This is a genomic window from Aquimarina sp. MMG015 (assembly GCF_018100855.1).
Classification (GTDB): domain Bacteria; phylum Bacteroidota; class Bacteroidia; order Flavobacteriales; family Flavobacteriaceae; genus Aquimarina; species Aquimarina latercula.
Window position 1 is genome coordinate 276,801 of sequence record NZ_JAGJEB010000004.1, and the last position, 21,221, is coordinate 298,021.

Genomic DNA, 21,221 nt, shown 5'->3' on the forward strand with positions numbered 1-21,221 from the left:
AAATTAAAATTGTTTTTGTTTTTATAAGAATAAAGCACCAAATTTAGTAGAAAATACCAATTATCCAACTAAATCATTAAAATATTATGCATACATAACATTTTTTGTTCAATTTTTGAGAAATTCCAACAAAGTCAATAAAAATTCTGAAGGGTTCTCGGCATGCAACCAATGTCCAGCGTTAGAAATCTCCCCTATTTTTGACTTAGGAAACTGTTTCTTTATAAGATCTATATCTTCGTCTATTATGTAATTAGATTTTTGTCCTCTCAGGAAAAGAGTATCGCCAGCGTACAAGTATTCTTCCGATAACGCAACCCCTATTTCAGAAGAATTACGAATCAAACTATTTAAATTCATGCGCAAACCTAGTCGACCTTTTTCTTTCCAAAACAGATTTTTCATTAAAAACATACGGACACCAGCATCTCTGACATAAAGCTCTAATGCTTTGTCAACATCTCCTCTACTTTTTAAAACTTCAAAATCTAAAGAATCCAATCCATCTAGGATATCCTGATGATGTAACGGATAATATTTCGGACCTATATCCGCTACCACCAATTTATCAACAATGTCAGGATACTTCGCAGCAAAAAGCATTGCCGTTTTACCACCCATAGAATGACCAAGCAACACTATATCCTCAAGCCCATGATCTCTACAATACTCCAACAGATCTAAAGCAAGAATTTCATAATTAAACTCATCACTATGTGGACTCCGCCCATGATTTCTCTGATCGATCAAATGTATTTGATAGCCTTGTTCAGATATTTTCTTAGCTAGGGTCTTCCAATTATCTCCCATACCAAGAAATCCATGTAATATTACAAATGGAGTACCTTCTCCAAAAACATTTGCATGTAACTTCATTATTTATTTGAGTTTATGTAGATACATATTTACCACATTTTCTAATCCAAGATATAGTGATTCACTTATCAGAGCATGTCCAATAGAAACCTCAAGCAAACCAGGAACATTTCCTTTAAAAAACTTGATATTATCCAGCGAAAGATCATGACCTGCATTCACACCTATATCAAGATCCATAGCAATCTTAGCACACTCCGCATATGAACTAATAACACTTTCATCTCCCTTTGTATACGCTGATGCAAAATCTTCAGTATATAATTCTATTCTATCAGCTCCCGTTTCTTTTGCACCTTCTACCATATTCTTTATTGGATCCACAAAAATCGAAGTTCGAATACCATTTCTTTTAAATTCTGATATAACTTCAGACAAAAAGCTCTTGTTTTTTATAGTATCCCAGCCTGCATTACTAGTTATAGCATCTATTGAATCTGGAACTAATGTTACTTGCGTAGGTACAATATCAGTAACCAATTCTATGAATTTTGGAATTGGATTCCCTTCAATATTATATTCTGTATGTACAATTGGTTTTAAATCATAAGCATCCTGATATCTTATATGTCTTTCATCAGGCCTAGGATGTATCGTAATACCTTCTGCCCCAAAACTCTGAACATCAGCAGCAACTTTAAGTAAATCTGGAGTATTACCTCCTCTAGAATTACGTAATGTTGCAATTTTATTGATATTAACACTTAACTTTGTCATAGTTTTTGATATAACTTTAATAAATAACAAAAATACGAACTTGAGAGTGCCTCGGTTACATATTTTTGATTAATTTGCACAAAAAGCCCCGGGAATATGAAGACAAGTTTATACATAGTAAATGAAATAGCGCCACTTGCCACTTCTGCTAAAGTTGTGGATGCACAATTATTATTTAATGAGCTTACGTATACTCATTTCCCTGTTTTGAATGACAAAACGTATGTAGGTTGTATTTCTGAAGCAGACGTTAGGTGTTTCGAAACTGAAAAAAAATTAGAATCCTATGTATACGCTTTGGAAGGTTTTTTTGTTAGAACTGATGCTAATTGGCTTGATATATTAGAATCATTCGCTCAAAACCACTCTAATATTATGCCTGTTCTTGATGATGCAAACAATTATCAAGGGTATTTTGAATTAAGAGACATCATGAATCTCTTTAACGAAACTCCATTTCTTAGTGAACCAGGCAATATTTTGATTGTAGAAAAAGGTGTTTTAGATTATTCTTTTAGTGAGGTTTCTCAAATTGTAGAATCTAACAACGCTAAATTACTTGGACTTTTCATTTCTAATATGGAAAATGATGTAATTCAGATTACGTTAAAAATAAATGACAGTGACATCAATAATATTGTACAAACCTTTAGAAGATATAGCTACAATATTGTTTCTAAACACCACGAAGATTCTTTCCTAAACAACCTTAAAGAAAGATCTCAATATTTAGAAAAATACCTTAATATATAAATTAAGACATCGAGTAATAACTTAAACAAACTAAATTATAATGAAGATAGGTATTTACGGCCAGTTCTATCATGAAAAATCTGGGATATACATCCAACAATTACTCGAAGCTCTAGACAAAAATAATATCGAAGTAGTAATTGAAAAGAACTTTCTTGAGTTAATTGATCTTCATGATGATATTGACAAAAGTTACTCCCATTTTAGCACGTTCGAGGAATTAGACCATTCTTATGATCTTTTCTTTAGTATCGGTGGAGACGGAACGATATTAAGGACCATTACTTATGTAAGGGATTTAGGAATTCCAATTGCCGGTATTAATACGGGAAGATTAGGATTTTTAGCAACTATCCAAAAAGAAGAGATAAAAGATACTATTGATTTAATTCTAGATAAAAAATATTATATATCACCAAGAACGATTGTAACTATAGATACCGTTCCTCCTTCTAATAAATTCGGAGTGTTAAATTTTGCTATGAACGAAATTGCAGTCAGTAGAAGAAATACAACTTCTATGATTACTGTACACACAAGTCTTAATGATGAATTTTTAAATTCATATTGGGCTGACGGTTTAATTGTATCATCGCCTACAGGCTCCACAGGATATTCGCTTAGCTGCGGCGGTCCAGTCATGATGCCAGATGCAGAAAGTATGGTACTTACACCTATAGCTCCTCATAATCTTAATGCTCGGCCGTTAGTTATTCCTGATGACAAAGAAGTTAAACTACAGGTTTCTGGAAGAGAAGACACTTATCTCGTATCGTTAGATTCAAGAATACATACCTTACCAAATGAAACCACTGTTGTTATCAAAAAAGCTCCTTTTAAGATTAATATGGTAGTTTTAGAAGGTGATAGTTTCCTAAAAACATTGAGAAAAAAAATGCTTTGGGGTGAAGATAAACGTAATTAAACAATAAAATCTACTAAAAAGTGTTTTTTAATTCATACTATTTTACTCAAATTCTTGTGTAGTAAAGTTAATTGTTATATTTGCAAACTTTTGAAAATCTATGAGATACTTAGCATCCTTTGTATTAATTTTGTTTTTTGGACAAACTATCAACTGCCAAACCTATGAGGTTGGGCTAATGCTTGGTGGTTCTAACTATATTGGTGATGTAGGATCTTCCTATTATATAGCACCAAATGCGCTTGCTATTGGAGCAATTGGAAAATGGAATAGAAGTAAAAGACATGCTTTTAGAGCATCCTTTTTATACGCTAATCTAAAATCAAATGACGCTAACGGTGATGATAGAAGAGTCCAAAGAGGTTTCAGCTTTAATAATTCTGTAAAAGAATTTTCTTTAGGATTGGAATTTAATTTCTGGGATTGGTATCTATATGATTCTCAACCACAGTTTACTCCATACCTATATACAGGTTTAACCGGTTTCAATTATAGTGCAAAAGCAGTTGATCCTATCAATGGAAATCAGATTAGCTCCTACAGCGAAAGATGGAGCGCATCAATTCCTATGGTAGTTGGAATTAAGAAAACAATTGGAAGGCACTGGGTACTTGGTGCAGAAATTGGAGCAAGATATACATTCACTGATAATTTGGATGGTAGTGATCCAGACAGTGCATTTGGGACAGGATTTGGTAATTTGGATAATAATGATTGGTATGTATTTACTGGAATAACATTATCCTACACATGGGGAAGAATACCATGTTATTGTGCATTTTAAAATAATGATTAATAAAGAACAACTTAATTCTAACATTCCAGAACACGTAGCCATCATTATGGATGGTAACGGAAGATGGGCTAAAAAGAAAGGGCTTTTTAGAGCAGTAGGTCACGAAAATGGAACAAAAGCGGTTAGAGAAGCAGTAGAAGGGGCTGCCGAAATAGGTATTAAATATCTTACACTATATGCGTTTTCTACTGAAAATTGGAACAGACCAAAGTTAGAAGTAGAGACTTTAATGAAACTTTTAGTAAGTTCTTTAAAAAAAGAAATTAAAACGCTACAAAAAAACAACATCCGCTTAAATGCAATTGGAAATCTCCAATCTTTACCTCAAAAAGCAAGAAAAGAATTACTGGAAGTCATTGAAAAGACTAAGGACAACAAGCATATGACACTTTCATTAGCACTTAGTTATGGTAGCAGAGAAGAGCTAATAAAAACTATTCAAGATATAAGTATTAAAGTTAAAAATAATGTACTTTCGCCACATCTTATAAATGAAGCAGTCATTAATGAGCATTTGTATACCAAAACACTACCAGATGTAGATTTATTAATACGTACCAGTGGAGAACAACGTATTAGTAATTTCTTATTATGGCAAATTGCGTATGCAGAATTATATTTTACTGAAATATTATGGCCTGATTTTAAAAGAACAGATTTGTTTGAGGCCATTTTAAATTATCAACAAAGAGAGAGAAGATTTGGAAAAACTAGTGAGCAGCTTAGTTAAAAAGATGACAAAAAAATTACCTTTTACGTATTTAGCATTCATTGTAATCTTATTAAATACGGTATCAATTTCAGCACAAAATTTGCCTGGAACTTCAGGAAAAGAGTATATCATTGGCGATATAAAAGTTACAGGTATATCTACTTACAGTGAGAACACTATTATTACCTTCACAGGTCTTAAGAATGGTGAGCGAATTGCATTACCTGGAGACAAAATAAGTGCGGTAATAAAAAAATTATGGGATCTTGAATTATTTAGTGATATTAATTTTTACATCACGAAAGTTGAAGGAGAAAAAGCATTTCTTGAGATCAATATTCAAGAGGTTCCGGAATTAAATCAAGCAAGAATTGAGGGTGTTAGAAAACGTAAAGCTGAGGATTTAGTAAAAGACAATAGTCTTAATCCAGGAGCTAAAGTAACAGAAAACCTAATTACTACCACTCGAAATTTTATTACCAATAAATATCGTAAAGATGGTTTCCTTAATACAAAGGTTATTATTAACACTACTCCTGTAAAAGACACTATACCTACCAATAAAGTTAATATGTTGGTTCGCATAGATAAAGGCGATAGAGTAAAAGTTGATAAAATTAGAGTTGAAGGAAATGAGCAATTCTCTGATGGTAAGGTGAGAGCAGCGATGAAAAATACCAAGCAGAAAAAATTCTGGAGATTCTGGAAACGCTCAAAGTATATCAAAAATGACTATCAAGATGATAAAGAAAGTATCATTAGCAAGTATAAAGAAAAAGGATATAGAGATGCGCGAATTACTTCTGACTCCTTAATCGTAGAAGACGACAATAGTGTTTCTTTAAATCTTGCCATAGAAGAAGGGAACAAATATTATTTTGGAAATATTAATTTCCTAGGTAATAGCGTCTATACAGATAATCAGTTAGCAAGACAATTGGTAATTAAAAAAGGTGATGTCTATAATGGGGTTTTACTAGAGAAACAGATTGCAGACAATACCAAACCAGATGCAAATGACCTTACCAATCTATACCAGAACAATGGATACCTATTTTCTAACATTGATGCTGTAGAGACGAATGTAAAAAATGATACTATCGATTTTGAAATACGAATTCGAGAAGGAAAATTAGTTCACTTTGATCATATTACTGTAACTGGAAATGACAAAACAAATGATCATGTTGTTTATAGAATCTTAAGAACAAAACCTGGTCAGATTTATAGTAAAGATTTAGTTGTTAGAACAGTTAGAGAAATTGGACAATTAGGATTTTTCGATCCAGAACAATTAGAACCTCAGTTTCAAAATGCAGATCCTCAAGCAGGAACTATAGATATTAATTATCCAGTTGTTGAAAAAGGAGCTAGTCAAATTGAACTACAAGGTGGTTTTGGTGGTGGAGGTTTTGTTGGGACGTTAGGATTAGCATTCAGTAACTTCTCAATTAGAAATATTTTTAACAAAGAAGCTTACAGCCCACTTCCTATGGGAGATGGACAAACCCTACGGATAAGAGCACAGGCAAGTCAGTTTTTTCAAACCTATAGTTTATCTTTTGTAGAACCTTGGTTAGGAGGAAAAAGACCATTTCAGCTTTCTACTTCTTTTTCTCATACGATTCAGTTCTTATTTAATCAAAGAACTAGAGATGTAAATAGAGATAGTAAATTCTTGATCACTGGTGGTTCTATAGGAATTGCAAAAAGATTAAACTGGCCTGATAATTATTTTACTTTATCCCAAGCAGTAAGTATACAGCATTATAATCTTAAAAACTACAACACACGTTTATTTACTTTTGGTGATGGATCTTCAAACAACCTTGCTTATACTATTGGAATTAATAGAAATAACACAGCTGTAAATCCTATTTTTCCAACATCTGGATCAGAGTTTAATCTAATTGCCAAACTTTCATTACCATATTCTATATGGGATGGAACCGACTATGGCGAATTAGCTGAAGAAAGAAGTGATTTACTTGCAGAGCAAGAAGATCTTGTAGTTAATGATCCTACAAACACTAGAATTGGAGAGATCAGTACTGAAATAGGAGAAATAGATCAAGAACGTTTTGATTGGTTAGAATACTATAAAATTAAGTTTGACGCTACTTGGTACACAACTTTAACTAAATTAGGTAAACAACCTTTAGTATTAAGAACAAGAGCTGAATATGGTTTTCTTGGAGCATATAACAATAATCGAGGAAATATTCCTTTCGAAAGATTCTTTTTAGGTGGAGATGGTTTAGGTGCAACAGCACTTGACGGAAGAGAGGTTGTAGCCTTAAGAGGGTACCCTAATCAATCACTTATTCCACTAAGTAGAGCAAATGATCCAGATTTTGTTGAAGATGGGGCAACAATTTATAATAAATATTCGTTAGAACTTCGTTATCCAATTACTCTAAAACCATCAGCATCCATATATATGCTGGCGTTTTTAGAAGGAGGAGCTTCATATGATAGCTTTAGAGGATTCAATCCATTTCAATTAAATCGTTCTGCTGGAGCAGGTTTACGTATCTTTATGCCAGCCTTTGGATTGCTGGGTATTGATTTTGGGTACGGTTTTGACCCAATTCCAGGTACGACAGGAAATAATGGATGGGAGACTCACTTTATCATTGGACAACAATTTTAATTTTGGCACGATTATTTCTATAAACAAAACAGGATCATGAAAACAAAAGTTCTTTTAGTATTAGCAGCTATCCTTTGGTTATCTTTCTCCAATACAGCTGAAGCTCAAAAAGGTATTAGAGTCGGATATATCGATATGGATTATATTTTAGAAAATGTACCTGAATATAATGAAGCCTCTGCAGATTTGGAGACAAAAGTTCAGAAATGGAAAGTGGAAATTGAAGCTGAATTAAAAGAAGTTGAAGAAATGAGAAAAGACCTCAATAATGAGCGTGTTCTTCTCACTAAAGAATTAATCGAAGAAAGAGAAGAAGATATTTTCTTTAGAGAAAAAGAGATCCTAGAATATCAACAAAAGCGATTTGGTCCTAATGGCGATTTGTTTATTCAAAAGAAACGATTAGTGCAGCCAGTACAAGACCAAGTTTTTGTTGCAGTACAGGAAGTAGCAAAAAATAAAAAATATGATTTCATATTTGACAAATCGGCAGACTTAGTAATGCTTTATTCTGCTGACAGACACGACATAAGTGATCAAATATTATTAAGAATCAATAGAGCTTCTAAAAGAAAGCAAGTAAACAGTAAAAAAGAGAAGAAGGCATTAGAACGAGCTGAGAAAAGAAATTCTGAACAAGAAAAAGAAGTAACAGATAGAGAAAAGTCAACTTCTAAAAAACAAGCTGAGAGAGAAAAGCTATTAGCCGAAAGAAAAGCTGCAAGAGATTCTATCAGAGCAGCAAAGAAAAAAGAATTTGAAGCTAGAAGAGCTAAACTGTTAGAAGCGCAAAAAAGAAAAAAAGATTCTATAACAGCATTAAAAGAAAAATTAAAAAATGACTCTCAATCTGACGATGATGATAATAAAGATGGAGAAACTAACGATAATTAGAGAAATTAATTTTTAAATTTATAACACACTTAATATTATTAAAATGAAAAAGTTTAGAACCCTATTAGTAGCTTGTGCATTAATCCTTGGAGCATCAAGTTTCGTAAATGCACAATCCAAAGTAGCTCATATTGCATCACAAGAGCTTGTGGAGGCAATGCCTGCTTTTAAAGCTGCCAAGAGTGAAATTGAAAAACTAAACAAAACATACGAAGCTGAAATCAGAAATATGGTTTTGGAATTACAGAATACAATGAAAAAGTACCAGGCAGAAGCTCCTTCTAAGACAGAAGAAGAAAATGCTAAAAGAGCGCAAGAAGTTCAGGCTACTGAAAAAAGTATCGGTGATTACAGACAAAATGCTTTACAAGATCTTCAGAAAAAAGAAATTGAATTGTTAAAGCCGATATATGAAAACGCTCGTGTTTCTATCCAGAAAGTTGCGAGAGCACAAGGATTTCAGTATGTATTAGATTCTACAACAGGAACAGGAGTTATCCTAGCTGATGGTAAAGATTTAATGGCAGATGTAAAAAAAGATTTAGGTATCTAAAAAATTACTTTTAGAACATAAAATAAAAAAAACAGTGAGTCCAAATACTCACTGTTTTTTTTATTTTTGAGAAGTACATCATTATAAAAATGAAAAAACAAGCAATCGGTATTTTTGATTCAGGAATTGGAGGGACATCTATCTGGAAAGAAATTGCAATTGCGCTTCCGAATGAAGACACAATTTATTTAGCTGATAGTAAATTTGCCCCCTACGGAAAACGTAGTAAAGAAGAAATAATATCACTAAGTATTAAAAACACAAAAAAACTCTTAGAGTTAAATTGTAAAATAATTGTTGTGGCCTGTAACACCGCGACGACAAATGCTATAAAAACTCTTAGAAATCAATTCGATGTCCCATTTATTGGCATAGAACCGGCAATAAAACCTGCCGCTCTTAAAACAAAAACTAAAAAAATAGGCATCTTAGCCACTAAAGGCACCTTATCTAGCGAACTCTTTGCTACTACATCAGATTTATACACTAATAACACAGAAGTAATAGAAGTAATCGGAACAGGCTTAGTAGAACTCATTGAAGCTGGTAAAATCTATAGCGAAGAAATGCTTACCCTCTTATCTTCCTACATCCAACCTCTTGTAGAAAAAGACATAGATTACCTTGTATTAGGTTGTAGCCATTACCCCTATCTAATTCCGGTTTTAAAAAAGATTCTTCCTAAAAACATCATAATTATCGATTCTGGTGAGGCCGTAGCAAGACAAACTAAAGTTATTTTATCAAATAATGATTTATTAAACGAAAACGCTTCAGAAGGATCACATATATTCTTTACTAATGGAAGACTTTCGGTTCTTCAAAATATCCTTAAAAAAAGTAATATCTCAACAGACACTAATCAATTAGAGTTTTAAAAGTATCTTAATTAAAAAACTTCTTTTTAATAATTTTAGTTAAAAAAAGCGCATTTTGTTGATTTTTAACACTTCATATATTCATTGAGATTATTTTTTTGTTTAATTCGATAATCTATTAGTTGTTAAACACTTACAGCCAACAAGATATTAATAAACCTTTTTACCCCTATAGTAATTATGAAGAGGAGCATTATAGCGCTTTTTGGATTATTATTTTGCGCAAATACCATTATTGCTCAAAATGATGTCAAAATTGATGGAAGACTGAAACCACACTTAGATAAATTCTTTGAATATTGTAAAGAATACAATATTCAATATTATGATAAACTATTTAAACTTAAAAATATTGATATAGTCGATACTCTTACCGTCTCATCCAAAGGATCTACACTAGGTATGTTAACCAGAGATAAAAACAACAACGTAGAAAATATAATAATTAACTGGATTACAATGTTAGATCCAGAAATATTGAAAGTAGTTGCATTTCATGAATTTGCACATTATTTTCTGGAGTATCAAAAACATATTTGTGATGACTGCAACCAAATTATGGCTGTAGTAAATACTAGTTATTTCGATATTATAAAAGATTGGGATAATCAAGTAAAAACATTATTCTTAGATTCTCCTGCTTATAAAACAAGAAAAACGGTAGCATATATTGAACCCTACAACACCAAAAACACCATAGCTAATTGAGTCTATTTTACTTAAAGTAATCGAGTAACGTACCTTTTTTAGAAGAAGATACCATAAGCTCTTTTCCTGATGATAATTGGACACTACCTCCTTTACCCTTTTTATATTTTACTATAGTGTTTACATTAACCAAATAACTCTTATGGATTCTAACAAAACCATGTTCTTTTAAAGAATCCTCGAAATACTTCAATGTTTTGCTGACCAACTTTTGTCCTTGATTGAGAAATATCTTTGTATAATTATCATCGGCCTGACAATATAAAATTTCGGAAACTTTTAATACCTCAAAACCATCTTGTTGTGGTATCGTAATCTTGCCATCAACTGTAGGAGATATTTTTGGAGTTAATACTTTATCTTGTAACTCCTTCTCACGTTCTTTTATATGACCAACATGATCTACTGCCTTTATTAGGTTATCAATTGCTATAGGTTTCAATAAATAATAAGTAGCTTGTGCATTTAAAGCATCTACAGCATAATGATCATAGGCAGTTACAAAAACAGTTTCGAATGTTCTATCTGGTACTTGCTCCAATAAATCAAAAGCATTTCCATAAGGCATTTCTACATCAAGAAATAACAAATCCGGATTATTCGATTCCAAAAGTTTCAATGTTTCCTGAACACTGGCTGCCTCTCCCAAAACCGTCACAGATGGGCAATATTTATTCAAATAATTTTTAAGAATCGCTCGGCTATTTGCCTCATCATCCACTACAATTGCTGTTAAATTCACAGTTTTAATTTATTTATAAGTTATTATATTTTTTAAAATCAATTATCCTTGTTAAGTAATAATTTAACTTTAGTTCCTGCTCCATCCTCCTCATGAGCTAAATCGGATATAAAAACATCAACTTTATCTTTATACATAGTATTGAGTATCTGAATTCTTTTTTTGATATTACTCATCCCTTGTGATTTCTGCTTCTTTTGGTTTAGTGTTTTTAATGACATTGACTTTTCTCTTCCAATTCCATTGTCTGCTATTATTATTTCGATAGTATCGTTATCCTTCTTTTTAAAATCTATAGACAACAACCCTTTTTCCGATTTATATCGTAATCCATGCCAAACAGCATTTTCCACATATGGCTGTAATAACATTGGAGGTATCATATATTGTTTAATATCTATTTCTGGATCAACATCTATCCTATACTCAAACTTATCCTGAAACCTAAAATGTTCTAATTGCACATATAACTCCAGTAATTCTATTTCTTTTTCCAAGGGAATAAAATCTTCTTCACTATTTTCTAAAACAGCTCTCATTAACAATGAAAAATCTGTAAGATATCTATTTGCTGCTCTTTCATCGCTGGTTGCTATAAAAGTGTTAACAGAATTTAAAGCATTAAAAATAAAATGAGGATTCATCTGAGAACGCAAAGATTTAAGCGCTAATAAATTATTAGCATACCGTTGTTGTTTTATGTTTCGGTACATTAAATAAGCAGCAAAAAACAATAAAACAGATAAACCAATCAATGAGTAGATAATTACTTTTTGTTGTTCGGCTAATTCTTGAGATTTAAATGCCAATTGATACCTACTCTCATTAAGCTCTCTATCCTTTTCTAAAGTTGCTATACGATTAGCTTTTTGAACAAGTTCGCGATTAAATCTTGTCGCTTGTGATATTTCTTGTTCTTTTTGAATATATAATTTATCTATGATAACTTCATATTCTTCAAAAGCTTCAGAAGCTTTTCCTAATTCTCCCTTTTCTCTATATACCTCACCTAATTTCCTTGTAGCATCTTTCTGAACAACAAGATCATTTTCTGAAGCAGCTTTCTTAATACTTTCTTCTAAATAAGGTATCGCTTCATCATATTCTGATTGAGCAGCAAATGCATTTGCTATTTTATAATTCTGAACTTGTGAAGTAATTGCTCTGTCCTCAGCAGCATTAGATTCGCGTGTAACACTATCTTTTTTGATTGGACTAAACGCTTCTTTCTCTTCTATATCCTGAATATCCTCTAGAGCTTCTTTACGTAACTGTATCTCTTTATCAAAGCTATTATTCTTATTATAAAAATCAGCGGCTTTTGCCCTTTGTATAGCTGAAGATTTTTTACTTCTTTTACTTGCAAGCTGCACGGAATTTCCAAGATATTCTTCAGCATCATCAAGATTTCCTTGAATCTGAAGCATTTCTGCAAGTTTAGAATTTAATTCAATAACATTGTCTTCGGCATTGTTCTTTTGAGCAAACGACAGTGCTATATTATAATTACTAATTGCATTTTCGTTATCTCCATTACCTTTATAACTATCTCCTAATCCTCTATAAATTTGTATTCGTTGTGTCGCGTTTAATCTTGATTTCTTTAACTGATTAAAAGTTCGCAGAGAAGCATCATAATCTTTAATCTGTAATTGAGCGTTTCCTAACTTAATTTTTACGTCGGCGTTAAACTTATTACTTAAACTAGTTATATAGTTAGTTTCCGCTAAATCCGGTTGTTTCCAATATGCATAAATATCACCCAAAGTCTCAAAAAGTTCAGCCTTTTTCTCATCTCCAAAAGTATCACCATCTTCTATGGTTTCTAAAGCTTTTGTTACATAATCAATACTAGTGGTTGCATCTTTTTTCATAGAACTTCTTGCAGCAGCAAGATGTAATCCATATTCTGCGGATAATTTCTTTTGCTTTCTATCACTTCCTCTACTTAATGATTCTGGATCTTCTTGAACTTTTACATCAATTCTTTCTCTACTTTGAATAGTATGATAAACCGTGTTAAAATTATCGTGACTAATAATAATCTGATCTCCTATTTTAGCTTGTATTTTAAAATCCCCTAAATTATCAGTGCGGTATGTCTTACCACCTATAACTCTAATTTCTACATTTTTTAAAGGACGCAGACTTTCATCTTCCTTTACAGTACCTCTTATTGTAACAGTATTATTACTGGCATTCTCAAGTGTTCGTGCATTATCCTGAGCGTACTCAACATTTGGCAAAAACCACATTATCAGTAAAATAAAATAAAATTTATTCATCATATATTAAATAGTCAAGGTAAACTTAATCCAATTATATGGGATATTAAAATTCGAATTTGACGAGAATTCCTATTTTCATCCATTTCTATATAAAAAAAAGATACTTCCCTAACTCAATAGCGTTTTTCACTCATCCATAATAGTTTCTTGCTCATTAATGATTTTTATCTAAAAAAGATCATCATAGTTTTAGCCTAAATTAAAAAAAGTAACAATTATGAAAACAATATATGTATGGAGTCTATTATGCTTATTAATCGTTCCTATCTCCTGTAATGCTAAAAACAATAATGATTCTAACCTAGCATTAAAGACTGAAAAATCATATGAAATTTACACTACTAAAACAGATCCAGATACAAGAAACATTCAGGTTGCTCTGTTATTAGACACTAGCAACAGTATGGATGGTTTAATTGATCAAGCAAAAGCTCAATTATGGGAAATCGTAAATGAGTTATCCTATGCAAAATGTGGTCATTATAATATAAAACTTCAAATTGCTTTATATGAATATGGTAACGATCGTTTACCTTCTCAAGAAGGTTATATTAGACAGGTACTACCTTTTTCTGATGATCTAGATGAAATATCTAAAGAACTTTTTTCTTTAACGACGAATGGAGGAAATGAATATTGTGGTAAAGTAATTAACACATCAATAAATCAACTTGATTGGAAAAAAAATAATGATCACCTTAAATTAATTTTCATAGCGGGTAATGAACCATTTACTCAAGGTCCAATAAATTATAAGGATGCTGCCACTGATGCAAAAGAGAAAGACATTACTATTAACACTATATTTTGTGGTAATTATAAGCAAGGCATCCAAACTAAATGGAAAGATGGAGCCAACCTTACTAATGGAGAATATAGCGCTATTGATCATAATAGAGAAACTATACATATAGCTACTCCTTATGACGATATTATCTTACAACTAAATAGAAAACTAAACAATACATATATCTACTACGGTAACGAAGGTTCTAAAAAAATCGGTTTACAAGCGGAACAAGATCGTAATGCGAGATCATATAGCGCAGCTAATGCTGTTAGTAGAACTATTAGTAAAAGTTCTGGATTCTACAAAAACAAAAGCTGGGATCTTGTGGATGCAGCCGAAGACAAAGATTTTGAATTAGAAGAAATTGAAAAGGAAGAACTACCACAAGAGCTTAAAGATAAATCCAAAACAGAAATAAAACAATATGTAGCTCAAAAAAGTAATGAACGAAAAGAAATACAGAAGAAAATACAAGAGTTAAATAAGAAGCGTTTGGTGTATATCAAAAATAATAACAAAAAAGATGATGCCAATTTAGAAGCCGCATTAATCAAAGCGATTAAAAACCAAGGAGAAAGAAAATCTTTTAGTTGGAAAAAATAAAACATATGAAAACGATAAAAAAAAGTCTAGTCATTTTACTAATCCCAATAACTATGATCTCTCAAAAAAACAATGAACTACAACACTCAAAAGTTGATTATAATTCATTTATAGAAATTACAGAAGAAGTTATGGAACATAGACAATCGAGATTAATACACTTAGATACGTTCCTTGATTTTGCCACCGAACCAAATACCATTTTATTAGACACTAGATCCGAAGCAGCTTTTAACAAAAAACATCTAAAAGGAGCAGTCAATTTAAATTTTTCAGATTTTACTAAAGAAAAATTAGCGAAACTCATCCTTAACAAGGAAACCAGAATCTTAATCTATTGTAATAATAATATCGATGGGGATACTATAAATTTCCCTTCAAAAAGTATTCCTTTAGCGTTAAATATCCCTACATATATTAACCTATATGGATATGGTTATAAAAACGTTTATGAATTATCATCTTTGGTTCCAATAAAAGACAAACGACTAAAATTTACCGGAACAGACGTTAAATAAAAAAAGCAAGCTTTGAAAAGCTTGCTTTTTTGTTTTTTATCAATGTAAATATTCTTAATTGTTAACGGCAGGACAATGACAATTCCATCTTTCTTTTCGTTTGCCAAAGTCATATCCTAATGTCAGCTGATGAAAACCTCCATTACTTAAGACAACTGAATTGGATTGATAACTATAGGTGTACCCTACCATCCAATTCTTATAATTTATTCCTAGAAAAGGAGTTATATATTGAAGTTTTTGACTTTCAATTTCTGCACCTGTTTGAGAAAATTCTGCACCATCAAAACTTCTTCTATAAGACAGTCCTCCCCACAATGTAGCCAATTCTCCAAATCTTCTATATACTTTTAAATTTCCATCTATCGTACTTTCTTTAGTTTGATCTGTTGATTGATATAAAATTGATGGCTCTAAGCTCCAAGGACCATTTGATAGTCCAAACACATATCCTACCGAAAAAATATACCTTCTCTGGTTATTTGATTCTAGGATAGTATTATTAGCATTATCAAAAATTTCTCTGGTAGAAGGTAAAATATTCTTAACCGTAAAATGAGCATACCAATCAAGATAATGGTAAGACATACCTACATCCAAATTAAAATATCCACTTTTTTGTTCTCTTCCAATAATAACAGGATCTGGATCTAATGGATCATCTAGTCCTCTTTCATCTACATTAGACTGTATAAAAGCTCCACTAATCCCAAAAGACAACATATTAAGATCAGTTCGATCTCTCGAAAACAATAGATGATACGCAAAAGTCGTAAATACTCCCGTTTGCGAGAAACGCCCATTCTCATCTCGATATACAATAGCTCCCAGACCGACTTTATCACCAGTTCTAAAATTAACATTAGCCGATTGTGTACTAGGCGCATTATCAACATCAAACCACTGTTTTCTAGCAGTAAGTCTTATTTTATTCGCATTAGAAGCTCCTGCCATAGATGGGTGAACCAAATATAGATTGTCAGAAAGATAATCTGCATAAACTGGAATTCCTTCCTGAGAAAAAATAAGTTGTGAGGTCAATATAGCAAACAACAAATAATATTTCTTCAAATTCATTAGAGGCTTTAGGTTTAAAAAAAAGGAAAAACTAGGTTAATTATTTCAATATAAACTATTTAATACAGCTTATATTGTGGGGCTTTAATATTTCTTTTCCCAAATTAAAATATTATTTCTTGCCAGCTTCAAATATATAAATTTTTACAAGAACATATCTTTAAAGCCCAGTATTAAAACATTCTTAATCTTATAAACCCTACTCCATATGGAATTACTTTTTAGTAAATTTGCCAAAAATTAGATTATGGAAAAGATTTTTGAAATAAAAATAGAACCAACTTCTAATGCAAGTATTATAAAGTTTGAGGCCAATTATTTTTTAACTCAACATACTAGCTATGAATTTGAAAATATAGATCACGCCAAAAATTCTCCCTTGGCACAGCAGTTATTTTACCTTCCTTTTGTAAAAAGAGTATTCATTGCTCAAAATTTTATTGCCATAGATAAATTCGATATTGTGGAATGGAGTGATGTACAAGACGAAGTTGCAGAACAAATAAAAACCTATTTAAATAGCGGGCAACCTGTTATTAGCGAAACTTCTTCAACAAAAAAAGTACCTATTACTATTTATGCAGAAAGTACACCTAACCCTGCGGTACTTAAATTTGTAGCAAATAAAAAATTAGTAACAAGTGGGCACGAATTTAAGAGCATTGATGATACTAAAGAAGCTCCTATCGCAGAAAAACTATTCCATTTTCCTTTTGTAAAAGAAGTATACATTGATGAGAATTATATCTCAATTAATAAGTACGATATGGCAGATTGGAATGATATCACCTTAGAGATAAGAGAGTTCTTAAGAGAATATCTAGAAGAAGGTAAAGAAGTTTTATCAGAAAACGCTACTGCATCAAAAAGCCAAGTAGAGAAACAGGCAGAGGCTGATTTTGAAAAACTAGATGACACCTCTAAAGATATTGTAAATATTATAGAAGAATATATTAAACCCGCTGTTGCTAGTGATGGAGGTAATATTATGTTCGATTCTTATGATCCAGAGAGTAAAGGTGTAAAAGTAATTTTACAAGGAGCCTGCAGTGGATGTCCATCCTCTACTTTTACATTAAAAAATGGTATCGAAAATATGCTAAAAGAAATGCTAAAAGACAAAGTAGAGTTTGTAGAAGCTATAAATGGGTAGTTTATCGAATAATCTTTAATGATATCGAAAAAACCATAAAAATAATAGCGGTAAATATTAAAAAAAGAACAAAGTATCTTGTATATTAGAGACTCTTTTATAAAATATTAACCAAAAAATTATTAAAATGGCAATTGTTAAAGTAATAGAAGTAATAGCATCATCAGAAAAAGGTTGGGAAGATGCAGCTAGAAATGGTGTCAAAGAAGCTAGTAAAACAGTTAAAAACATCAAATCTGCTTGGGTATCTGATCAAAAAATGATTATTGATGACAATCAAATTAAAGAGTATCGAGTAATTTTAAAGATTTCTTTCGAAATAAAATAATTAATTACTTCTATATTATAAAAAGCATCTCACAAATAATGAGATGCTTTTTATATATCTCATTAAAAAGATATAAATCTATTTCATTCATTCAATTATCAAAAATTTAATTTTTTTTAAAAAAATATATTATTAATTCAATCCTATTTTTATAGCCTCTCGTAATATTTGTTTCAATAAGTAAATCAAGCTTTTAGCTTTTTATTTGAAGTTTTTTCTTACAAAAAAACATCGTTTTCGTTCATTTTTTACTGTTTTACCACAGAAAAACGATGCTAATTTTTTAATAAAATTCAATATTTCTAATTGATATACCGTAAAAAATGTTATTCTATTAAAGAATTGATAAAAATTATGTATTAAAACTTATATTTTTGCATTTAAACTCCCTTTTCATTAAGTTTAATTCACCTAAATCAATATACCGTGAGAAAAATATTACAATTTCTATTTCTAATAATGTCCCCGGTTTTATTTGCACAATTACCGCAATCTTTATTAAAACCAGCCAAGAGAGTTACTACTTTTGATGAGTATGATGGTTCCATATTTAAGAGCCTTAAATACAAAAATGCAAGTGTCATAGATGAAAAGTCTGGAACTTTTGACACCAAGCTCCGTTATAATGCCTATAATGATGCTTTAGAACATAAAAAAGGTTCAGAATTATTTGAACTTGTAAAGAATCCTACAGCTCATGCCAGGATAGATGGAGATTATTATTACTACTGTAGTTTTAAGACACAACGTGGTTTAAAAAGACCAGGATACTATGTTCTTGTTGAATTAAACGAGCAATACAGAATATACAAAAAGTATAATGTAAAAATTACTGAACCGGATAAAAGAGGATCAGCCAGTGGTACGGCTACTCCAGGAAAGGTTCAAATAAAAACCAAATACTATTTAGAAGAACGTGGTGTAATCATGGAACTTCCCATGAATAAAAAGAAGGTTTTAGCCGCTCTTGGCGATAAGGAAGAGGAGTTAAAAATGTATATGAAAAAGGAAAAGATAAAGGTTAGAAAGGAAGAAGATTTAATCCGTCTCGTTTCTAGATATAATGCACTAAAAAATATGGATGGCAATCCTTCGAGAAGTCTCCTAAGCACTAGAAGTAGAAGGAATTAAAAACCTTAGAAAAATATAAGCTCTAATAATTTAGAGTAAATAATTAAAAAAGCTGTCTATGTAGATGGCTTTTTTGTTTATTATATCCTTTCACAACAATTAAGGAATGGTATATCTATTAACCTGCGACAAAATCTTTTAAGTAATAAGGCTCAAAATAACTAACATCTTCAAAATCCTTTTCTAAAAACTTAGTATAGCCTAAGATTCCCATCTCCACAGCGGATGGTAACTTATCAGTTATAAACTTAGCATTCTTATGATTACAGATCTCTTCGAACTTAGCTACCCCATTACCTATAAAAAATACTTGCTTGTTTTCTAAATACGTACTAAAAGAGTCCTCTGAAAGCACTTCTGCTTCAATGGTTCGTACTTGTTTATAATCACTTGAAAAAACCGCAGAATATACTTCCATTCTCCTTGCATCTAGCATAGGAACAACAAAACCTTCCATTGATTTTACTTGTAAAGCAAGTCCTTTTAATGTACTAACAGATATTAGAGGAATATTTAAGCCAAAACACAAGCCTTTTGCAGCAGAAACACCAATTCTAAGACCTGTGTACGAGCCGGGTCCTTTGCTTACAGCAATTGCATCAAGTTTATCTAAAGCTATCCCAGCTTCTTTCATGACAATTGTTATGAACTGATGTAAACGTTCTGCGTGAGAATATTTAATGTCGTAATCTTCCTTAAAAGCAATTACTTTACCATCTTTAGACAAAGCAACCGAACAATTAGTTGTAGAAGTTTCTAAACAAAGAATATAAGGCATCTTTTAAAAAAATTTATGCAAAGATACCCTTATTTATTATATTATTCTTTAGTCTCTTTCTTATCGCTTTTAGAAGATACTTTATCGCCTGTTTTTAGTGTTTTGGTCACGACATTATAAGGTCCTATAATAACATCTTCTCCAACCTCTAAACCTTCTGTAATTTCTATATTACTATCGTCCTGAATACCTGTTTTTATCACTCTTAATTTAGCCGCTCCTCCATCTTTCACAAATACACATTCGAACTTTTCATCAGACTCCTTTAGCTTTTCTTTCGTATAAGATCTCTTCACATTACTAGAAGTGTCACTTTTTATAACTATCGCACTGATAGGTACACCGATCACTTGTTCTCTTTTATTGGTAATAACATCCACAGTTGCGGTCATTCCTGGTCTAAAAGGAGAATAGCTCTCTGGTTTATCTTTTATTAAGTCTTTATATGATTCTTCAAGAATACGAACCTTTACTTTAAAATTAGTAACCTGATCTGCACTCAATGTGCTTTCTGCAGAATTTGCAATTTCCGTAACTAACCCTTTAAACTGCTTTTTAAGATAGGCATCAACCTCTACTATAGTAGAATCGCCTAGGGATATTTTTACAATATCATTTTCATTAACATCTACTTCAACCTCCATGTTACTTAAATTGGCAACTCTCACTATTTCCGTTCCTGCCATTTGTTGTGTTCCTACCACTCGCTCCCCTAATTCTACGGATAGTTTAGAAACGGTTCCGCTCATAGGAGCATAAATAGTTGTTCTACTAAGGTTATCTTTTGCTTCATTTACAGTAGCTTGAGAACTCTTTACACTATAAAAAGCTGACTGCTTTGCTGCTTCTGCCACCTCATATGCAGAAACAGAACTATCCCATTCTGCTTTAGAAATAACTCCTTTATTAAACAGCTCTTTGTTACGATCATAACTTAGCTTTGCTTCTTTAAGACTTGCTTCTGCCTGTCGTAAACCAGCTCTCGTATTTTCTAAAGCCGCCTGAGACCTATTCAATCCTGACTGTATAATATCTGGATTAATTCTTACTAACAAATCTCCTTTATTTACTTGTTGCCCTTCTTTAATTGGTAAATCAATTATTTCACCCGAAACCTCAGAGGATAACTTAACCTCCACTTCAGGCTGAATTTTACCTGTTGCAGAAACAGTTTCAATAATATCAAGTTTTTCAATTGTCGATATTTCAACTTCTTTCAAGTTTCCGTCTTTACCAAACAATCCTGCCTTTTTACCAAAGACCAGTCCTATAACCAAAACGACAACAATTATTAATATGATTAGTAAAGTTTTTCTACTCATGGCTTACTTTAAAAAATTAATTCTAT

21 protein-coding genes are annotated in these 21,221 nt (G+C 31.6%); 14 read left to right on the forward strand and 7 right to left on the reverse strand.

Annotated elements, in window-relative coordinates; all coding sequences use genetic code 11:
• Positions 1-108: 108 nt before the first annotated feature.
• Both J8L88_RS10065 and J8L88_RS10070 read right to left on the reverse strand, forming a co-directional pair.
• A complete protein-coding gene (locus J8L88_RS10065) occupies positions 109-876 on the reverse strand; it encodes an alpha/beta fold hydrolase (protein WP_027393486.1) in 768 nt (255 codons plus the stop codon).
• A 3-nt stretch (positions 877-879) separates the two neighbouring features.
• A complete protein-coding gene (locus J8L88_RS10070) occupies positions 880-1,593 on the reverse strand; it encodes a pyridoxine 5'-phosphate synthase (protein ID WP_211060678.1) in 714 nt (237 codons plus the stop codon).
• 96 nt (positions 1,594-1,689) lie between these two features.
• Between J8L88_RS10070 and J8L88_RS10075 the strand changes: the two genes are divergently transcribed.
• The 9 genes from J8L88_RS10075 to J8L88_RS10115 all read left to right on the forward strand — a co-directional run bounded on the left by J8L88_RS10075 (position 1,690) and on the right by J8L88_RS10115 (position 10,465).
• Positions 1,690-2,346, forward strand: a complete 657-nt coding sequence (locus tag J8L88_RS10075; RefSeq protein WP_027393484.1) for a CBS domain-containing protein — start codon at positions 1,690-1,692, stop codon at positions 2,344-2,346.
• Positions 2,347-2,386: 40 nt separating this feature from the next.
• Positions 2,387-3,271 (forward strand): NAD kinase, encoded by an 885-nt coding sequence (locus tag J8L88_RS10080; RefSeq protein WP_027393483.1) that lies wholly within the window; start codon positions 2,387-2,389, stop codon positions 3,269-3,271.
• Positions 3,272-3,371: 100 nt separating this feature from the next.
• Complete coding sequence (locus J8L88_RS10085) at positions 3,372-4,055, forward strand: DUF6089 family protein (RefSeq protein ID WP_027393482.1); 684 nt, start codon at positions 3,372-3,374, stop codon at positions 4,053-4,055.
• Positions 4,056-4,059: 4 nt separating this feature from the next.
• On the forward strand, positions 4,060-4,797 hold the full coding sequence (locus J8L88_RS10090) for an isoprenyl transferase (protein WP_027393481.1): 738 nt from the start codon (positions 4,060-4,062) through the stop codon (positions 4,795-4,797).
• Between the two features lie 4 nt (positions 4,798-4,801).
• Positions 4,802-7,432, forward strand: a complete 2,631-nt coding sequence (locus J8L88_RS10095; protein ID WP_211060679.1) for an outer membrane protein assembly factor — start codon at positions 4,802-4,804, stop codon at positions 7,430-7,432.
• A gap of 36 nt (positions 7,433-7,468) precedes the next feature.
• Positions 7,469-8,326, forward strand: coding sequence for an OmpH family outer membrane protein (locus tag J8L88_RS10100; protein WP_027393479.1), 858 nt, complete (start codon positions 7,469-7,471; stop codon positions 8,324-8,326).
• 43 nt (positions 8,327-8,369) lie between these two features.
• Positions 8,370-8,879: an OmpH family outer membrane protein gene (locus J8L88_RS10105; protein WP_027393478.1), complete on the forward strand. Its 510-nt coding sequence runs from the start codon at positions 8,370-8,372 to the stop codon at positions 8,877-8,879.
• Positions 8,880-8,968: 89 nt separating this feature from the next.
• On the forward strand, positions 8,969-9,757 hold the full coding sequence (murI, locus tag J8L88_RS10110; protein ID WP_027393477.1) for a glutamate racemase: 789 nt from the start codon (positions 8,969-8,971) through the stop codon (positions 9,755-9,757).
• A gap of 180 nt (positions 9,758-9,937) precedes the next feature.
• Entirely contained in the window at positions 9,938-10,465 is a 528-nt protein-coding gene (locus tag J8L88_RS10115; protein ID WP_027393476.1) for a hypothetical protein, read from the forward strand.
• Positions 10,466-10,472: 7 nt separating this feature from the next.
• Here J8L88_RS10115 and J8L88_RS10120 read toward each other — a convergent pair whose 3' ends face one another.
• Together J8L88_RS10120 and J8L88_RS10125 are read right to left on the reverse strand one after the other, a co-directional pair.
• A complete protein-coding gene (locus tag J8L88_RS10120; RefSeq protein WP_027393475.1) occupies positions 10,473-11,207 on the reverse strand; it encodes a LytTR family DNA-binding domain-containing protein in 735 nt (244 codons plus the stop codon).
• Positions 11,208-11,245: 38 nt separating this feature from the next.
• The gene (locus tag J8L88_RS10125) at positions 11,246-13,495 is read right to left on the reverse strand and encodes a histidine kinase (protein WP_233557468.1); all 2,250 of its coding nucleotides are present in this window, start codon (positions 13,493-13,495) and stop codon (positions 11,246-11,248) included.
• Between the two features lie 217 nt (positions 13,496-13,712).
• Here J8L88_RS10125 and J8L88_RS10130 point away from each other — a divergent pair, with 217 nt between their 5' ends.
• Positions 13,713-14,888 (forward strand): VWA domain-containing protein, encoded by a 1,176-nt coding sequence (locus tag J8L88_RS10130; RefSeq protein ID WP_211060680.1) that lies wholly within the window; start codon positions 13,713-13,715, stop codon positions 14,886-14,888.
• A 5-nt stretch (positions 14,889-14,893) separates the two neighbouring features.
• Positions 14,894-15,406, forward strand: coding sequence for a rhodanese-like domain-containing protein (locus J8L88_RS10135; protein WP_081415624.1), 513 nt, complete (start codon positions 14,894-14,896; stop codon positions 15,404-15,406).
• Positions 15,407-15,460: 54 nt separating this feature from the next.
• On the opposite strand, the gene J8L88_RS10140 is transcribed toward J8L88_RS10135, so the two are convergent.
• Positions 15,461-16,483 carry a type IX secretion system membrane protein PorP/SprF gene (locus J8L88_RS10140; protein WP_118388970.1) on the reverse strand — a complete coding sequence of 341 codons (1,023 nt, stop codon included), beginning with the start codon at positions 16,481-16,483 and terminating at the stop codon, positions 15,461-15,463.
• Positions 16,484-16,730: 247 nt separating this feature from the next.
• Here J8L88_RS10140 and J8L88_RS10145 point away from each other — a divergent pair, with 247 nt between their 5' ends.
• From J8L88_RS10145 to J8L88_RS10155, 3 genes are all read left to right on the forward strand, one after another.
• Positions 16,731-17,636, forward strand: a complete 906-nt coding sequence (locus tag J8L88_RS10145) for a NifU family protein (RefSeq protein WP_118388969.1) — start codon at positions 16,731-16,733, stop codon at positions 17,634-17,636.
• Between the two features lie 127 nt (positions 17,637-17,763).
• The gene (locus J8L88_RS10150) at positions 17,764-17,964 is read left to right on the forward strand and encodes a dodecin family protein (RefSeq protein WP_027393469.1); all 201 of its coding nucleotides are present in this window, start codon (positions 17,764-17,766) and stop codon (positions 17,962-17,964) included.
• A gap of 459 nt (positions 17,965-18,423) precedes the next feature.
• Entirely contained in the window at positions 18,424-19,095 is a 672-nt protein-coding gene (locus J8L88_RS10155) for a hypothetical protein (protein WP_211060681.1), read from the forward strand.
• A gap of 118 nt (positions 19,096-19,213) precedes the next feature.
• Here J8L88_RS10155 and tsaB read toward each other — a convergent pair whose 3' ends face one another.
• Positions 19,214-19,873 carry a tRNA (adenosine(37)-N6)-threonylcarbamoyltransferase complex dimerization subunit type 1 TsaB gene (gene tsaB, locus J8L88_RS10160; RefSeq protein ID WP_118388967.1) on the reverse strand — a complete coding sequence of 220 codons (660 nt, stop codon included), beginning with the start codon at positions 19,871-19,873 and terminating at the stop codon, positions 19,214-19,216.
• A 41-nt stretch (positions 19,874-19,914) separates the two neighbouring features.
• Positions 19,915-21,195 (reverse strand): efflux RND transporter periplasmic adaptor subunit, encoded by a 1,281-nt coding sequence (locus J8L88_RS10165; RefSeq protein WP_211060682.1) that lies wholly within the window; start codon positions 21,193-21,195, stop codon positions 19,915-19,917.
• Between the last annotated feature and the right edge of the window lie 26 nt (positions 21,196-21,221).

Bases quoted from the DNA above. Each gene is read 5' to 3' on its own strand.
- J8L88_RS10065 (WP_027393486.1), bottom strand. From the start codon at position 876: ATGAAGTTACATGCAAATGTTTTTGGAGAAGGTACTCCATTTGTAATA.
- J8L88_RS10070 (WP_211060678.1), bottom strand. From the start codon at position 1,593: ATGACAAAGTTAAGTGTTAATATCAATAAAATTGCAACATTACGTAAT.
- J8L88_RS10075 (WP_027393484.1), top strand. From the start codon at position 1,690: ATGAAGACAAGTTTATACATAGTAAATGAAATAGCGCCACTTGCCACT.
- J8L88_RS10080 (WP_027393483.1), top strand. From the start codon at position 2,387: ATGAAGATAGGTATTTACGGCCAGTTCTATCATGAAAAATCTGGGATA.
- J8L88_RS10085 (WP_027393482.1), top strand. From the start codon at position 3,372: ATGAGATACTTAGCATCCTTTGTATTAATTTTGTTTTTTGGACAAACT.
- J8L88_RS10090 (WP_027393481.1), top strand. From the start codon at position 4,060: ATGATTAATAAAGAACAACTTAATTCTAACATTCCAGAACACGTAGCC.
- J8L88_RS10095 (WP_211060679.1), top strand. From the start codon at position 4,802: ATGACAAAAAAATTACCTTTTACGTATTTAGCATTCATTGTAATCTTA.
- J8L88_RS10100 (WP_027393479.1), top strand. From the start codon at position 7,469: ATGAAAACAAAAGTTCTTTTAGTATTAGCAGCTATCCTTTGGTTATCT.
- J8L88_RS10105 (WP_027393478.1), top strand. From the start codon at position 8,370: ATGAAAAAGTTTAGAACCCTATTAGTAGCTTGTGCATTAATCCTTGGA.
- murI (WP_027393477.1), top strand. From the start codon at position 8,969: ATGAAAAAACAAGCAATCGGTATTTTTGATTCAGGAATTGGAGGGACA.
- J8L88_RS10115 (WP_027393476.1), top strand. From the start codon at position 9,938: ATGAAGAGGAGCATTATAGCGCTTTTTGGATTATTATTTTGCGCAAAT.
- J8L88_RS10125 (WP_233557468.1), bottom strand. From the start codon at position 13,495: ATGATGAATAAATTTTATTTTATTTTACTGATAATGTGGTTTTTGCCA.
- J8L88_RS10130 (WP_211060680.1), top strand. From the start codon at position 13,713: ATGAAAACAATATATGTATGGAGTCTATTATGCTTATTAATCGTTCCT.
- J8L88_RS10135 (WP_081415624.1), top strand. From the start codon at position 14,894: ATGAAAACGATAAAAAAAAGTCTAGTCATTTTACTAATCCCAATAACT.
- J8L88_RS10140 (WP_118388970.1), bottom strand. From the start codon at position 16,483: ATGAATTTGAAGAAATATTATTTGTTGTTTGCTATATTGACCTCACAA.
- J8L88_RS10145 (WP_118388969.1), top strand. From the start codon at position 16,731: ATGGAAAAGATTTTTGAAATAAAAATAGAACCAACTTCTAATGCAAGT.
- J8L88_RS10150 (WP_027393469.1), top strand. From the start codon at position 17,764: ATGGCAATTGTTAAAGTAATAGAAGTAATAGCATCATCAGAAAAAGGT.
- J8L88_RS10155 (WP_211060681.1), top strand. From the start codon at position 18,424: ATGTCCCCGGTTTTATTTGCACAATTACCGCAATCTTTATTAAAACCA.
- tsaB (WP_118388967.1), bottom strand. From the start codon at position 19,873: ATGCCTTATATTCTTTGTTTAGAAACTTCTACAACTAATTGTTCGGTT.
- J8L88_RS10165 (WP_211060682.1), bottom strand. From the start codon at position 21,195: ATGAGTAGAAAAACTTTACTAATCATATTAATAATTGTTGTCGTTTTG.